The following is a 16,309-nucleotide window of genomic DNA, read 5'->3' on the forward strand; positions in this document are numbered from 1 at the left end:
AATTCCTGACAATTACTTAGTTACTTGGTTTTCACTGCCGTAATCGCGAATAACATTGCCCACTCTTATTCTGAAGTGGCTAAAAAGCTCTTCCTTTCCTTTTTTCTGAGCGACTTGGTGTTCAAAATGCTCTTTCCACTGTTTTAGCGCTGTTTCGTTTTGCCAAAATGATAAGGATAAAAATTTATCCTGATTAGAAAGGCTTTGAAAACGCTCAACAGAGATAAAGCCATCAACCTCGTTGAGTGTACTTTTCAACGCCTGCGCTATTTCAAAATAGAGCGCTTTTCCCTGCTCTTTCGGAGTTACTTCAAAAATCACTGCGAGCATGTATTTTCTCCTTCAAGATCTCGCTTGTAAGTTGAGGGTACAACCTGCAAAAACGTACGTTTCTCATTAACAATAAACTTTTCCCTTTGGGCAAAGCGAAAGTTGCTTTTACCAAGTTCTGACAGGCGTAACTTGCTTCTATAGCGTTCATAATCAGCCAAAGAATCAAAACTGATTAAGCCGTAAGCTATATTATTTGAACCCTCATGAGGTAAAAAATACCCTAATAACTTTCCTCCACATACGGGAATGATTTTGCTCCAGTTTTCAGCGTATTGTTCAAACATATCCAATTTGAAGGGATCAAGCTGGTATTCAATAAAACAGGTAATTTTCAAAGTGGTTGTCTCCATTTTCGTTTTTTGGCAGTCTACTCGTCATTAAATTTTGATACTTCGATGGCGATCGAACTGTGAAGGAAAAAGAGTGGAACCTAATATTGCCTATATTGGAAATTTAATCGGAGATACAGCTCGTTCTAAAATGCTTACAGCCTTGATGAGTGGTAAAGCGCTAACGGCAACAGAGCTATCACTTGAAGCAGATATTACCCCTCAAACAGCGAGCAGCCATTTAATGAAATTAGTTGAAGGCGAGCTTTTAGTCGTCAGGAAGCAAGGTCGCCATAAGTATTTTCAGCTAAGAAATATCCAAGTCGCTGAACTTATTGAGCAAATGCTTAATATTAGCGTATCTGTATCAAGTCCAAAGATATCAACTGGGCCTAGAAACGAGAGATTGAGAAAATCCCGTATTTGCTATGACCACCTAGCAGGAGAGTTAGGCGTAAAGCTGTTCGATGCTTTGGTGGACAAAGGTTGGCTAATTGAAAACTCTACTGAGATTATATTGACGAAAACAGGGCAAAAGTTTTTTAGCAGCATAGGCGTTGATTTCAGCTCTTTTAAAAACCGAAGCAGACCAATATGTAAGGCATGTTTAGATTGGAGCGAAAGAAGAAGCCATCTGGCTGGCAGTTTAGGTAAGTGGGTACTAGACGATGCTATGAATCGCAACTGGGCAACACAAGATTTGGATTCAAGGGTAATTCAGTTTACTCCTCAAGGACTTAGTGCCTTTACGAAAAGGTATGGTATTTAAGTGTTAATACATATTGTTGATGTATGCCGTTCAATGTTAACTCCTCGCTTAAAGGCGGTCTTAATGCCAACTCGCTAAAAGTAATAAATAGAGCCAATGCGTTGCTCAGAGGCTCTTTTAAAGTTACTACGTTAACAAGCTTTAGGGCAGGAATGAGTTGGCTGAACGACCGCTAGGTATGTACAAATAGTGCAAATAGCAGACACCCACCATAACATAAATGCAAATTATGGTGGGTGATGAGATGGACGCTCCCAAATCGGCGTCAATGCGCCAAACTGATAGTTGCAAACACAGTTATTAGAAGAGTCCATCATGAATAACGTTAGCACGCTTTCAATTGATCTAGCAAAAAATGTATTCCAACTTTTATCGTTTGATAAGCAAGGTAATAAATGTTTTTCCAGAAGGTTAGATAGAGCAAAGCTCTTGCAAACATTGACCCAATTACCTGCTTGTAATGTTGTTATGGAATCATGCTCAACGTCTCATTATTGGGGGCGGTACTGCTTACAAGCTGGGCACCAAGTTCAGCTTATCCCTGCGCAACATGTTACCCCTTTTGTCCGTGGCAATAAAAACGATAAAAATGATTGTATGGCGATTTATGAAGCGAGCCTTCGACCTAACATTCGCTTTGTTCCTGTAAAAACAGAGCATCAACAAGCAATCCTAGCACTACATCGCTATCGGGAACGGCTCATACATAATCGAACCGCCTGCATCAACCAAACATGTGGTTTGTTACTTGAATTTGGCATCGTCATCAAGAAGAGCTTAAAGTCTTTTCGTGCAACCATTGCTGATCTGCTCAACCGTAATTTACATGGAGCTTTAAATCTACTCCTCAGAGACGTTTATGAAGAAATGCAAAAGTTAGACGCCAATATTAAAAATGTAGAGGCACAATTTAAGCAGTTTAATGAACAGAGCCAAGCTGCTCAAATTATCCAATCCATCCCCGGAATTGGGATTATCAACGCATCGGCATTGAGTGCCACAATAGATAAAGGGCAAGCATTTTCTAATAAAAAGGAGTTGGCTGTGTGGCTTGGGATCACACCACGTCAATATGCTTCGGGTGAAACCAATAAGATGGGAGGGATCACCAAACGAGGTGATCGTTATCTAAGAAAACAACTCATTCATGGTGCCCGTACAGTGGTCAATCATGCGCACAAAAAGCAGGATGATTTAAACAAATGGATCAACGCATTGGTAGAACGTCGCGGTAAAAATAAAGCGGTGGTGGCCACGGCCCACCGATTGGCTCGCTTAATGTGGATATTGCTACAAAGAAATGAACCTTATAAAGCCCAATATACACAAAGTGAGGCGCAATCATGACTCAAATTATGGCTATCAAGGAGTCCGGTCGTGACAAGGGCCTCGAGCCCGAGTGGGTGTTTATGAGCCCTTGATAGCCATATTCTCATTGCTGTAAACATAACGATGAACAAAAGGTCAAACCTACCTAGTTAAACCCGTTATAGGCAAGGCATTCAATGCCGCGTGGGTGTATTCTACTTTTTGGGTGGCTAGGTTCGAAACTCATTAGGGGCGCTGAAAGTCAGTTAAGCCCGAATATATGTCAGAGCAGCACCTTATTTAGGGTGACTCAAAGTGACTGTTTATCAATACATACAAATAGTAAATGAGAGATAAATAAAAGAAGCAACAAGGCTGTTAACACAACCTTGTTGGATGAGTATTACTTGACAGCAGCTGAGCGTCCATATATGTCAGTGTTAGCCTAGTATTATTCATCTTGCTTACATGAAAATGGGCCAACCACGTCGCTTTTGATGGCAAATTTGGTATCAATTTCCGGATGCCGTGTTTTTATCTCCTCAAGCGCTTGCTCGAAGTTCTCTTTAACCAGCACTCTCCAAGGATGCGATGAAAATAAAATATAGTTATCGTAGTCATTCACATGAAAGTGGATATCCCCGATATAGGTGAGGCTATTTTCTGCTATATCAAAAGTGCCAAGGCAGTTTAAGTCGGGATCAACTAATTTGGATCCTTGCATATATAACACTTGGTCAATTTCGTGCGTCCCCACTGGCAGTGGCAGAACAATCAACTTTTCCCGGGTGTCTTTTAGAACGAAGCTGTAGTTGTCTAGCATTTTTTGTGTATTTCGGGTAATGAATTGAGCATTACCAATATCGCCAGAGGTACTAAAACGGGCTAAAGCTAAGCCATGTCCTTCAGGCAAAGGCTTTTTAGCATCATATGCCAGTTGCGCGCAGCCAGACAGAAAAAGAGAACAAACAACAACCATAGTTTTAAACATATTTACTTCTCACTACATAAAGATGCGGCATTACAAGCACCTGTCAAATTCTAATCGCAAGCATTAAACCCAAAAAAAGCAAACATTACAACTACAAGAAATACACAAACAATCAAGACCTTAGAATGCAAATAGCAGACACCCGCCATAACATAAATACAAATTATGGTGGATGTCAGTGTTAGCCCGTACTTCAATAGTGCATTGATCGCGCGGGTATGTGGTAGTGATGAGCAAAGCTTTGCTTTAGCTGTATACTGTCCCAAACCAAACTTAGAGCAACTACAGGACTTTCCTTTCAATGGCAGACCAAGCTATTTCACTTTCTAAATATAATCAAGATTGGCCACGAATGTTCCAAGTGGAAAAGCTAAGGTTAGCGCCTTTGCTTTGCCCTTGGATTGAAGGTGGTATTGAGCATGTGGGTAGTACAGCGGTGGTTGGTATGGTTGCTAAGCCTGTGATAGATATTATGGTGGGTGTTAAGTCGCTAATAGCGTCAAAAGAAGCCATCCAAGTGCTCACTCAACACGGTTATTGTTATTACCCCTATAAAGCTGACGTAATGCACTGGTTTTGCAAACCAACGCCTGAGTTTAGAACCCATCACTTACACCTTGTTCCTTTCAACAGCCTACTTTGGCAAGAGCGTATTTCTTTTAGGGAAAAATTAAGAGCATCATCAGTTTTAAGAGCTGAGTATTGCGCGTTGAAGCAGGCGTTAGTACAAGAATACCAAGATGACCGTGAGCAATATACTCAACAAAAATGGCCGTTCATTAAACGGGTGTTGGGTTGTTAATTTAATGTTGATATTTTGGTTCTAAGCCCAATATAACGTAAAGCAGTAGTCAAGTACTAAATAATGGGGCTTGGCTCTGCTGTGATTTTTACGTTAGAGGAGTTGAAGAAAAGGAATGAAAGGAAAAAAGGTATTAATTGTTGGTGGGAGTACAGGTATTGGTCTCGCATTGGCAAAACGAGTAAGTGAAGATGGAGGTGAGGTATTAATAGCCTCGAGATCTGCATTTGACAAACAAGCTAGCATTAGAAGTCAGCCATATCTTGAAAGTTGTACTTGTTATTCGGTTGATATTACGGTTGAAAGTGAGATTAAAAACCTACTTGAGAAAATAGGAAAAATTGATCATCTTATTTTTACTGTTAAGTCTCCACTCATTGTTTCTCCATTTTTAGAACTCGACCTCAAAGAGGTTCGTCATGCTTTCGATACTAAGTTTTGGGGGCAGTATAGCTTTGCTAAATTGGCTCACCAATATATTAACGATGGCGGGAGTATTGTGTTTTCGTCGGGAACATTAGGTAAACGGCCTTACAATGGGTACTCAACATTAAGTACGATAAGCGGTGCAGTTGAGTCACTTGGGAAGGCTTTGGCAATTGAGCTTGCTCCTATTCGGGTCAATACCGTTTCACCAGGATTTAAAACATTGAAAGAGTTGGAGGAAAAAATTCCTCTAGGTCTTGGAAGTGATTCTCAAATTTCCAACGCATATTTGTTTTTGATGAATGACAGTTATATAACGGGCGCATCGATAGTGAGTGATGGTGGGGCTATGCTCGTTTAGGAGTGACCTACAATGCCAAGAAAAACCCAAGAGCCTTGGCTCTTGGGTTTTAGATCAAAGCAGCAATTAATTCGCTTTTGTCGCTTTATATTTGATAGTTACATTGTAGTAAGGGAATAGGCCACGTAGGCGGAAATTCCATTTACCTTCTGCAGGCTCGTCAAATACACAGCTTTCTTCACTCCCCCAAAGGTATGGACGACAGTCGTACTTGAAGAAGTTTGGCATTTTCTTATGGCGCACATATAGGTCTGCTTCGCCTTGACCTGTGATTGACACTTCTAGTTTATCAAAGCCTGCTGGTAGCTCAATTGAGCGATGTTGCCACCAGAACCAACCTGCAAGGCCTGTAAACTCGCCTTCAATAATCGTCGGCTCTTTAGCAAGGTTAAGGTCGATAACCACTGGGTCATGATCCGATGCGCGATAAGCGTGTGCTGCATAAAGACTTGCTTTGTGAGTATCTGATTTGTACTCAGTGTTGTAATCTAGCGCGACGGGTTCATCCGCATTGATATGCCAATCCGTCACTGACTTTACTTTTTCCATCATCGTGTTTGAAGCAAAGGCGTGATCTAGGCTACCGATACGCCCTTGATACACGTATGAATAATCTAAGCTATTGCCATGAAGCGTTTGCTTAATGTTAGCATAACCATTCTCGACATAGGTGTTGATTGGATCTTCCTGAGCGTACGCATTCATGTCACCTAGAATAATCACATCATTTTCTGCAACTCCTGTCGGATTTGTGCCAAGCCAAGTCGCTAGGGTATTAACCGCTGTGACTCGAGTTTGGTTCCAACAACCTTGACCATCATTTTGGTCTTGATCTAAGCCCTCAGCTTTTGAACAACTGCCTTTAGAGCGTAAGTGAGCCATTACCACAGTGAAGACTTCGTCGCCGTTTGCCTCTTTGAAAGTTTGTACGACAGGAGGGCGGTTACCGTAATCAAATGGTACTGTTTCGGTAAATGCTGGCGTGCCTACTTCAGCTACTTTGTTACTACGATAGATGATACCGGATGTGATTGCGTCCCCACCTACTTGATCAACATTTAGGTTTACAAATGCGTAAGTGTTAGCAGAATCTGCCGCATTTAAAGCGTTAACGAGATCGGCAATCGCACTAAACTCACCAAAGCCATCATTTTCTACTTCAAGTAGACCGATGATATCGGCATCGAGCGCCGAAATTGCAGCAACCGTTTTTGCTTTTTGGCGTTCAAACTCTTCTAGATTGTCAGCGCCTCGTGACGTTGGGAAACCTGCACCTTGACCGTCACCATTGAAGTAGTTTAATACGTTGAAGCTAGCAATACGTAAATCTCCACGCACTTCTACCTGAGGTGCTTCTGTACGTAGATTAGTATGAACAAAGTTTGGTGTTGATGTTGGGTGAATACGGTATTGGCTATAACCATATCCCATTACACCCTCAAGGCCCGTCACAGAATCGCCCAGTCGTAAGGTGTTATAGGCATCAAGTGTGGGTGATGGGTAAGGAATAACCTCAGGGTTTTGTACTGATGAACCATCATCAAGTAAAATTTCTTTGCGCTTGTTCTCTGCTTCTAACTGGTTTGCTGCATCTCCAGGAGTTGCTACTTGAGTGCTTTGATACAAACGTTCAGTACCTAGGCGTACTTCGCCGTAACGTGCAAGTCCGTATGTATCGTTAACGACCAACTCATTTGAAATCGAAACCAACATGCCCTCGTAGGCTTCAAGGCCATTCTCTGCAGGTAAAGTAACGGTAGTCGCTGAAGCCGTTGCAGAACCGCATAGCTCAATTGCGTCGACGTTAATAAGTTGAGTTTGACCATACTTCTCTTCAACTTTACCACGTAATTTAACCACATCTCCTGTGCTTACTGGAGTTGCGGTATATACGACAAAAATACCTTCGGAAGTATTATTATCAGCATCATAGTCAGTGCTTTCTTCTTGAAGGAAGAAGCCGCCAAGCCCTGCATCTGATTGTAGGCTTGCAGTGACAACAGCTTGAACTTCAACCGTTTCTCCAGCCAATGGACTTGCATCGCCTGCGCCCTGAATGGCACTTATCAAGGTATTATTTTCGCCACAAATAACTGGCTCTGGCTCAGGTACGTCACCGCCATTAATGTGGATACCTAGGTTGCTAAAATCGTCCTTCGCAAGTGCAAGCCATTGTCCAGTGCCAACAAATGCAGAAGTTGCATCGGTGCGGCCAGTTGTTATTGCAGGATCTCTGACAAGCGTTTTATCTTTTGTTCTAATATCGCCATCAATCCATTCACTACCTGGGTCGACACCAACCTGACCTAGGCTATCAACAACTGCACCATTGAGCGTAAGCGTAACGGCATCATCACCATTAAACCAGCTACTTGTGTTTGTTAACTGTGCTTTTGCAATGATCTCTGCTGCTGAGTCAGCATGAGCAATAACATAAGTTGATTTAGCCGCAAGTTCACCACTTAGTTCTATATTCGTGCGAGCTTCTGTTGCGCCATTAAAGAAAAAGTTGACTGAGTAACCAGTTAGATTGACAGCTGCATCACTACCATTGTAGAGCTCAATGGCTTTGTTATAACTGCTACCTTCAACATACTCAGAGATAATCACTTCTGCTTGTGCATTTAGGCAAGCTAATGCAATAGCTGAAGCTAGGATAGATTTTTTAATCATTTTTTATTTTCCCGTGTATTAGAATTATCCGAATTTTTATTCGGACGCAGTATTTTAAGCGCTATTGATGACAATTCAATTAAACTTCACGGTTTGTTTACATTGGTTTACACTAAATTGTGTGTTGAAGGACAAAAGTCGTTGAATTTTATGCCATATTTAAACGTTGCCAGTGAGCAAGTATGTGTATATTTCGTGATGCAACGGTTGCGCTATACTCAATTAGGGTCGGAGCAAACATTTATGGCAAAGTTGTCAGCCAACTTAGTTTGAAGGTAAAAGTGGGAGAGAGTGGACATGGCGATAAAAAGTTTAAGACAGTCATGCCTCCTGCTTATTGCCCTGTCGTGCACATCATCTGCAAATGATGCCATAGTGGGGGCGCATAATGTTTGGCCTCCCTATGTCATTGATGAAGATTCTGGTTTTACTGTAGATTTAGTTCGTGCGGCATTTAAGGCAGAGAATCAAGATTTTGAAATGCTTATTACGCCTTTCAGTCGTGCCATGCGAATGGTAGAGAAAGGGCAGGTCGATATTATCCCCGCATTATGGCGTTCGGACAGTCGCGATGAACGTTTTGTTTTTAGCAAAGCTTATTACAGTAACCGGCTTGTACTTATTTCACGTACAGAATCTGAGATTAACTTTGAGCACTTGGAAGATCTAAAGGGGTTGAGTGTATGCGCTATTCGGGGTTTTCGTTCTGAAATTGCGCTCGCGCAGATTTCGCAAATTCGTTTAGAAAAGCTCACAAATTTGACCTCTTGTTTATCACTCCTTAATAAGCAGCGAGTAGAAGCCGTAGTAAGCGATGAGCTTGCCTTTGCCTATTTACGGAGTCAACACACTGAATTTCATCATTTTAAAGTACATCAATCGACCATTGCACAATGGCCTCTTCATATCGGTATTAGCAAATCCCATCCAAAAGCAACGGAAGTTATTGAATTGTTCGATAAAGGCCTTTTACTACTACAGACTAATGGTATTTATAAAGCGACACTTAAAAAGTATCAATTAGATGAGTGAGTAACCGAGCATGCTCGGCTCTATCGCCACAGTGCTTTATCGCAAAAAGAAAGGGGTAATGAAGTGAAACTTCATTACCCCTTTCTAGTGTGGTTTTTAACCTGTTCAGGTCGCTAACGTGTTATAGCTTGCCACCGGCGAATTACTACAAATGCAAGGCTGAGCCAAATCAACCATACCGGCATACTACCACTATCACTCTTGTTCGTGACGGTATCAGTAGGTGCTTTGTTGACTGTAATATTCACACTACCTTGAACACTCGCTTCACCATCTGTGATTGTGTAGGTAACGGTTTCACTGCCAACAAACCCAGAATTTGACTGATAGGTTAAGCTGTAGTCAGCATTAACTGCGACACTACCGTGCTGTGCCGTTGCCTCAGTTACTTGCAGCGTATCGCCATCGCTATCACTGTCGTTTGCTAGAACATTAATGGTAATTGGCTTTCCAGAAACAACTGTTGCAACATCGGAAACCGTTATGGGAGCCGTATTGGCAACTACAGTAATTACTACGCTCGCTCCTGCGGTTCCTCCATTACCATCGGTTATGGCGTAACTCAGCGTATCTACTCCGACATACCCCGTGTTTGGTGTATAGTACAGAGTATTATCTGGATTAATTTGTACATCGCCAAAGCTTGCAGAAGCATTTGCTACGGTGAGCATATCTCCATCAGCATCAGTGTCATTCGCTAAAACATCGATAGTAATATTAGTGTTCCACTTCATACTAATTGTATCGTCTAGCGCTACAGGCATCTGATTATTAGATAGCAGTACACCGACACCACCTGGATCCACAATACTACCGTTTGCTTCACCATCGTCATCATTGATACCACCATCTTCTATCTGAAGTTGCACACACCAATGTCCTTCTGTCAGGCCCTCAGACCAGCTTTCATCTCCTGGAGGAGGACAAATGCCAGGCTCACCTTCCGCACTAAAGACGAGGTTATTTGCGTCTTCCACAAAGTTCACCCAAAGACCTGAGGACGCTTTAAACTTACGATATACAGCATCTCTTGGGATAGGTAGGCGCTGTGGCATCACTAGCTGATATACTTGACCTGCTTTCGGTAGCCCGTAAGCAATAAAGTCAAACAAGCCGCCAGTGATTTGTGCATCATCATCGTCACCTAGTTGTGAATTACCCTCGTCATCTGTCATCAGTAGGCCACCGGTTTCACCACTAGCAGTAAACTCGCCCTTACGTAAACAGACTCCAGGGTTACCTTCGACTAAGAAGCCGTCCTGCGTCACTACTTCCTGAGGCATAACGTTACACTCGGTGATAGCGTCTTGGAAATCAGGGATCCCGTCTCCATCATCATCGGCGTAACCCTCTTGACTATCAGGGATAAGATCGCCATCCGTATCTTCCGTATCAGATAACTGTTGCAATGACTGGGTCACTTGAATAAATACGCTCTCACTATCTTGCGCACTACTAGAGTCAGTTGCTGTATGCGTGATCTTGTATGTCCCCGCTTGCAGTTCTTGAGGGTTAAAGCTTAGTTGCAGTGTGTCCTCCGTATATTGATCGGAAGTCATACCTGTTACTTTCCATGCGTTCGTCACTGTGTCGCCAGCATTTGGATCGGCCACCGTTGCAACGACAGATACAATTCCTTCATCTTGGCTAACGGTTAGCCGGTTTTGGTCATTCTGAGTCACAACTAGTGAGACATCCGGCGCAATATTTTGCTCGCTCACTGTAATAGTGGTTTCCCGTTTTGCACCAAGGTTAATACCGTTATTTAAGCTGACCGTGATCGTCTCATCGCCCTCAAACTCACCATCTGCAACTGTTTGAATTGAAATGTTGGCTTTCGTGCCCGAGCTTATCGTCACCGAGCCGCTACTCAAGTCATGATCAACACCTGATATTGCACTACCTGTTACGGTATAATCGACAGTTACAGGATATTGCGGAGCAGGGCCATTTAGTAGCACTTGAATATCTACCTTACTGCCTTCAGCAATGGTTTTATCTTTACTCAACGACACTAGCGGATTCACTCTCAACAACTGTTGATCTGTTCCTAAGTTACCGTCTGCGTCTGTTGCTTGCCAGTAGACGTTATGCTCTCCTGGTGCAAATATGGTTTTACCTTCTGTAAGCGTAACGGGTAAAGGTTCACCGCTGCTATTAAGTGCTGTCGCAGTACCCAGGTTTACCTTGGTAAATAGCCCTGTCGCATTAATCTCTAGATCTGCTGGGGCGGTGACAACAGGAGGTTCACCATTGACTGCACCACTTATTTCTAATAGTGCATTTGCTTTAGCTCGACCACCATGACCATCACGAATGGCGTAGTTCAGAGTAACAGAGCCCGCGAAGTTACTTGGCGCAGTGTACTGCAGAGCATTGCCGACTACGCTGGCGTTGCCTAAACTTGCCTTGACACCTTCAATAACGAGGGTATCACCATCTACATCGGTATCATTCGCTAGCACATCAAGGGTGAATGTATTATTGGCTGAACCATCAAGCTGGAAGCTATCACTATTCGCAATAGGTAAATCATTTACAGGTGTGATAGTCAATGTAACGGTATAGTTATCACTTTGCAGCTCTCCATCGCTCACTGAATAGGTAAAACTATCGTCCCCATTGAAGTCAGCTTCTGGTTGATATACCCAGCCTGCACCGCTGTTGGTTAATGACCCATTTGCTGGCTGACTACCAATTGTCAGCGTTAAGGTATCATCTTCGGCATCTTGTAATGTCGGCAGAATAGTCAAAGAGGTATCTTCTTTTACAGTGAGCGAGAGGTTTTCACCTTCTGGTGCCGTATTCTCTGCAACCACTTCAAGGTTAAATGCTGGTAAACTCGCATTGTCAGTACCGTCACTAACGCTGATTTGAATACCGCTAGTCGTACCAATATCTGTCTCTGACGGAGTACCAGATAGCTCACCGGTTGATGCTGAGAATAGAGCCCAGCTTGGCTTATTAGTGATCGTAAAGCTTAATGTGTCCTCATCTTCATCCGTTGCAGCAGGTACAAAGCTATAGTTTTCCCCCACTGTGACTTTTACGCCAGGAGTACCACTTATCGTCGGTAAACGATTGATGTTGACTACGCTTAGCGTGAAGTTAAGGTTTGCGCTTTCATTACCATCACTAACACTGATTGTGATGTTGTATTGCTCACCACCATCATTAAAGGTAGGAGTACCTGTTAGCGTACCCGTTGTACTACTGAATGTAGCCCAATCAGGCGCGTTGGTAATGCTAAAGGAAAGGTTATCATTATCCTCATCGGAAGCACTAGGGGTGAAGCTATAAATTACTCCCTCATTCACAGTGGTTGCTGGCGTACCCGTAATGGTAGGTGCGCGATTTACATCTGTTACAGCGATTGAGAAGGTCAGATTTTGAGAGGCGCTACCGTCACTAACTGTAATGACTATGCCACTGTAAGTACCTGCCTGATTGAAGTTAGGAGTTCCAGTTAATGCTCCAGTAGTTGAACTAAATGATGCCCAGATCGGCTTATTGGCAATAGAGAAGCTTAGGTTGTCATTATCAGGGTCACTTGCGGTTGGTGTGAAATTATAAGTACCGCCTTCAAGCACTGAAGTGGATGGAGAGCCACTAATTGAGGGGGAACGGTTCACATTTACAACATTAATATTAAAGTTCAGCGTTTGTGTTGCGGTACCATCGCTGACTGTTACTACAATACCGTTGTAGTCGCCAGCATCAGTAAAGCTTGGCGTGCCGCTCAAGGCTCCTGTACTGGTACTGAAAGTGGCCCAACTTGGTTTATTGGTGATACTGAAAGTAAGCGTATCTCCATCAGGATCAGAGGCTGTTGGAGTAAAGCTATAACTGCTATTTTCATCAACACTAGTCGCAGGTGTCCCACTAATACTTGGTGTGCGGTTCACGTTGGCGACAGTAATATCAAAATTTAAGGTATCACTGGCTGTGCCATCACTCACTGTAATAACAATACCATTGTATGCACCTGCATCGGTATAACTAGGTGTTCCCGTTAAACTACCGGTTGAGGTGCTAAAGGTTGCCCAGCTTGGTTTATTGGTGATGCTAAATGTTAAGGTGTCGTTATCTTCGTCAGTTGCGGTAGGCGTAAAACTATATGCAACGTTTTCGTTGACGGTCGCCGCTGGAGTACCGCTGATAACCGGTGCTTTATTTAACTCAACAACAAAGCTAAATGTTTGATTGGTAATTGCGGTAACACCGTCTTCCAAGCCATCCTCTAGTGAAAAGACAAAACTGTCACTCGCATTTTGAGAGTCGTCGTGGGCATAAAATAAGTTGCCATTTTCAATATCAGCTTGTGTGAACGTACCATTGCTGCCGAGCGCTTCACCACTGTCTAAGCTGTCATTACTGTTGGCATCAACAAAGAGGTTTCCGTGACTTGGCAAGGTAGTTACTGTGTACGTTAAACCTGTACCACTGTCATCAACATCGCTTGCAGACAGAGCTGAACTCGTGATGTTTATTGTTGTACCACCATCTAAGGTTAAACCCGTGTTAGTTGCGACAACGGGCGCATCATTGACGTTTGTAACCGTAATGGTAAAGCATTGCTCGCTGGTTTCAGTACCGTCGGAAACAATTAAACAAATATAGTGATCGCCAACATCGTCATTGCTAGGCGTACCCGTCAACGTCGTCTCTGCCGGTGATATTTTTCGAATTCGATGGTTGCCGGTATCTGCAACATAAACGATGCCATTGCTGTCTACTGCAATACCAAAGGGTTGGCTGAAGCGTGCCACACTCGCTAAACCATCTGTACTTCCTGAGACTCCGGCACTTCCTGCAAAAGTGGTTACTACGCCTGCACTGGTTATCTTGCGAATAGTGTGGCCCGTTTGCTCGGATACATAAAGGTTATCGGCGCTGTCTAGTGCGATATCGTATGGCTTATTAAAGCTTGCTTGCGTTCCTGTACCATTAGCCGAACCCGCCGATCCCGTTCCTGCAAAAGTGGTTACAACGCTTGCCGAGGTGACTTTACGAATAGCGTGATTGTTGCGGTCCGCTATAAATAGGTCGTTGTTGCTACTACTACCGCCATTATAGGGGAAGTTGAATTTTGCCGATGTTCCTGTTGCATCAGTAAACCCAGAAGACCCTTTACTACCCGCAAACGTGGTTACGACGCCTGCAGGGGTTATTTTACGAACGATATGAGGGTTCGTTTCTACGACAAATAGATTTCCGTTGCTGTCAATCGTGATACCTGTTGGTGCAGCAAAAGTGGCTGCTGTGCCAGTTCCGTCCGTGCTGCCAGGAGAACCACTGCCTGCAAAGGTAGTTACTACTCCTGCCGGGGTGATCTTACGGATTTTATTGTTTGAAGAATCTGCAACATAAACATTGCCAGAAGCGTCAACCGTTACGGCTTTGGGAAAGTTAAATGAAGCAGCACTACCAGTGCCTTCATCAGAGCCTGCGGTTCCAGAACCTGCAAGTGTAGTGACAACTCCCTTAGGTGTAATTTTACGGATCACATGGTTACTGTAATCGGCAACATACACATTGTTGTTACTGTCGGTTGCAACGTCATAAGGAGATTTAAATGAGGCGGCAGTCCCAGTTCCATCGGCATAACCAGAGCTTTGACCTGCAAGTGTAGACACCGTTGCTTCTGTGCTTGTATTTAAGCTTAGCCAACTTGGAAGCGGGGTGCTAGCCGAGACAGAAACGGTGACATCATCTTTGTCAGGGTCGCTGGTGGCTATTGAATATTTGTACACTGAATCCTCAGTTGATGCAGTGACCGCTGTGGAAGTAAAGGTTGGCTTATCGTTGACTGCCGTGACGTTCACGGTGCTGGTTGCTGCATCACCATCAACGGTACCGTCATTCGGCGTAACCGTGAGCGTCATTGCCGCTGTGTTGTCGGTTTCCGTGGTGATATTTAGCTTAGTCGTCACATCGAGATAGGTATTAAGCGCAGCCGCTGACCCACTTAATGTCATACTTGCAGTGCCACTTCCCGCCACTGTGACGCTGCTCACTGTGCCATTACCATCGGTGCTTGCGATGGTGCCACTGTCCAGAGCCAAGGTAACCGTTAAGCTGTCATCTTCGTTATCAGCTAAGACGACCGCTGATAGATCAACCGTAGTTGCGACATCTTCTGTCACAGTAAAGCTTGCTGGTAAGTTACTAATTGTAGGTGCGGTATTGGAAATATTGGCATCTAAATAGGCTGATTCATGCCATGCGACACAAATTAAATTCAGTGCGTTGTTACAGGGCACACTACCTATTAAGGTATACCAACTGCCATTTTGGTTGGCAACACCTTTGACAGTATTAGAAGGTGAGGTTCCGCCCGAACAGTTATTCGCAGCGTTAAAAGTGCCTCCCGAATCGGAGAAACTCCAAAAATACTTAACGTTGCCCGAATTTTCTAGCATGTCGGACGCATTACTATTAAGGGCGCTAAGTGTGCCGTTGACAAAGTCATCCCAATTGGCGTCAGCAAGCTTAGTGCCTCCGCTATTAAAAACATTAACACTAGGTAGGCTGTAATTAGTGTCAAGGCTGGCGATGTCATCGGATGCAGAGAATGAAATTACAGCATGTGCTCTAACCGGTCCATTACTTACTGCTGTTGAAGCAGAACTATCAATAATATTGTTTAGTCGGTTATGCTTGCGTAGAAATTTACTTTTGCATAGGGCATCTGCTGTGGTTCTTGCTTCTGCGGCAGTTGCTCCAAAGTAGCCATTGCCCAGCTCGCTGGTCTGATCTGCGTAATCAAATACAATGAGTTTATCAGAGGCTGGGAGCTCAGTGCCGTTACTAACGTAGTAGGCTTCGAACACTTCAGGTCTTATCGAGTTACTCGCAGGCAATAACGCAACGACGCCGTTGTAGCTGGCAAGGTCACCTCCAGAGAGCGTAACATGGTAAATTGAGCTGTTACCTGAGTCGACGGTGACTTGTGTGATTGATGCGGTTGTTTTACTGCCTGTATCAATAGTTGTGTCGTTATTGGTGTCTTTTTCATCGCCCAGAATCGTAAAGTCACTGGCGGTTGGCGCAACGGTATGTGCGTTAACAAAGGTGACTTTAAAGACTAATTCATCTGCATTGGTAGTTTCGTCAGTTGGTGTGAGCCTTTCGACTTTTTGCCAATTTTCGAGTGCAAATGCGGATGAGGTTAAGGCGAAAAATATACTGCCAGCTATGCAGCTGTTAGAGACAATCTTACGAACACGGCTTAAAAGTGAGCGCTGTGTAATCATAATGACCCCTGAGTGGTTCAGTTACTAGG

Annotated in this window: 10 protein-coding genes; 5 read left to right on the forward strand and 5 right to left on the reverse strand. The window is 43.6% G+C overall.

All coding sequences use genetic code 11. The annotated features are described in order from the left end of the window. Positions 1-12: 12 nt before the first annotated feature. Positions 13-330, reverse strand: a complete 318-nt coding sequence (locus PNC201_RS22210) for an antibiotic biosynthesis monooxygenase family protein (protein WP_102058474.1) — start codon at positions 328-330, stop codon at positions 13-15. Next, positions 318-683: an NIPSNAP family protein gene (locus PNC201_RS22215; protein ID WP_102058475.1), complete on the reverse strand. Its 366-nt coding sequence runs from the start codon at positions 681-683 to the stop codon at positions 318-320. The genes PNC201_RS22210 and PNC201_RS22215 overlap by 13 nt, the downstream gene beginning before the upstream one ends. 73 nt (positions 684-756) lie before the next feature. Here PNC201_RS22215 and PNC201_RS22220 point away from each other — a divergent pair, with 73 nt between their 5' ends. Beyond that, positions 757-1,431, forward strand: a complete 675-nt coding sequence (locus PNC201_RS22220) for an ArsR/SmtB family transcription factor (protein WP_102058476.1) — start codon at positions 757-759, stop codon at positions 1,429-1,431. 315 nt (positions 1,432-1,746) lie between these two features. Beyond that, positions 1,747-2,778 (forward strand): IS110 family transposase, encoded by a 1,032-nt coding sequence (locus tag PNC201_RS22225; protein WP_102056325.1) that lies wholly within the window; start codon positions 1,747-1,749, stop codon positions 2,776-2,778. A 412-nt stretch (positions 2,779-3,190) separates the two neighbouring features. On the opposite strand, the gene PNC201_RS22230 is transcribed toward PNC201_RS22225, so the two are convergent. Further along, positions 3,191-3,730, reverse strand: coding sequence for a hypothetical protein (locus tag PNC201_RS22230; protein WP_102058477.1), 540 nt, complete (start codon positions 3,728-3,730; stop codon positions 3,191-3,193). Between the two features lie 301 nt (positions 3,731-4,031). On the opposite strand from PNC201_RS22230, the gene PNC201_RS22235 reads away from it, so the two are divergent. After that, positions 4,032-4,532: a GrpB family protein gene (locus PNC201_RS22235; protein ID WP_102058478.1), complete on the forward strand. Its 501-nt coding sequence runs from the start codon at positions 4,032-4,034 to the stop codon at positions 4,530-4,532. A gap of 115 nt (positions 4,533-4,647) precedes the next feature. Then, entirely contained in the window at positions 4,648-5,319 is a 672-nt protein-coding gene (locus PNC201_RS22240; protein WP_102058479.1) for an SDR family oxidoreductase, read from the forward strand. A 66-nt stretch (positions 5,320-5,385) separates the two neighbouring features. Here the strand turns inward: PNC201_RS22240 and PNC201_RS22245 are convergent, their stop codons facing one another. Continuing rightward, complete coding sequence (locus PNC201_RS22245; RefSeq protein WP_102058480.1) at positions 5,386-7,992, reverse strand: ExeM/NucH family extracellular endonuclease; 2,607 nt, start codon at positions 7,990-7,992, stop codon at positions 5,386-5,388. A gap of 297 nt (positions 7,993-8,289) precedes the next feature. Between PNC201_RS22245 and PNC201_RS22250 the strand changes: the two genes are divergently transcribed. Continuing rightward, complete coding sequence (locus tag PNC201_RS22250; protein WP_199539713.1) at positions 8,290-9,024, forward strand: substrate-binding periplasmic protein; 735 nt, start codon at positions 8,290-8,292, stop codon at positions 9,022-9,024. A 113-nt stretch (positions 9,025-9,137) separates the two neighbouring features. Here the strand turns inward: PNC201_RS22250 and PNC201_RS22255 are convergent, their stop codons facing one another. Then, positions 9,138-16,280 carry an Ig-like domain-containing protein gene (locus tag PNC201_RS22255; protein ID WP_102058481.1) on the reverse strand — a complete coding sequence of 2,381 codons (7,143 nt, stop codon included), beginning with the start codon at positions 16,278-16,280 and terminating at the stop codon, positions 9,138-9,140. Positions 16,281-16,309: the final 29 nt, after the last annotated feature.

The sequence above is a fragment of the Pseudoalteromonas sp. NC201 genome (assembly GCF_002850255.1).
Classification (GTDB): Bacteria; Pseudomonadota; Gammaproteobacteria; order Enterobacterales; family Alteromonadaceae; genus Pseudoalteromonas.

Coding starts and splice junctions, on each gene's coding strand:
- PNC201_RS22245 (WP_102058480.1), bottom strand. CDS start 7,992: ATGATTAAAAAATCTATCCTAGCTTCAGCTATTGCATTAGCTTGCCTA.
- PNC201_RS22210 (WP_102058474.1), bottom strand. CDS start 330: ATGCTCGCAGTGATTTTTGAAGTAACTCCGAAAGAGCAGGGAAAAGCG.
- PNC201_RS22225 (WP_102056325.1), top strand. CDS start 1,747: ATGAATAACGTTAGCACGCTTTCAATTGATCTAGCAAAAAATGTATTC.
- PNC201_RS22230 (WP_102058477.1), bottom strand. CDS start 3,730: ATGTTTAAAACTATGGTTGTTGTTTGTTCTCTTTTTCTGTCTGGCTGC.
- PNC201_RS22250 (WP_199539713.1), top strand. CDS start 8,290: ATGGCGATAAAAAGTTTAAGACAGTCATGCCTCCTGCTTATTGCCCTG.
- PNC201_RS22255 (WP_102058481.1), bottom strand. CDS start 16,280: ATGATTACACAGCGCTCACTTTTAAGCCGTGTTCGTAAGATTGTCTCT.
- PNC201_RS22235 (WP_102058478.1), top strand. CDS start 4,032: ATGGCAGACCAAGCTATTTCACTTTCTAAATATAATCAAGATTGGCCA.
- PNC201_RS22240 (WP_102058479.1), top strand. CDS start 4,648: ATGAAAGGAAAAAAGGTATTAATTGTTGGTGGGAGTACAGGTATTGGT.
- PNC201_RS22215 (WP_102058475.1), bottom strand. CDS start 683: ATGGAGACAACCACTTTGAAAATTACCTGTTTTATTGAATACCAGCTT.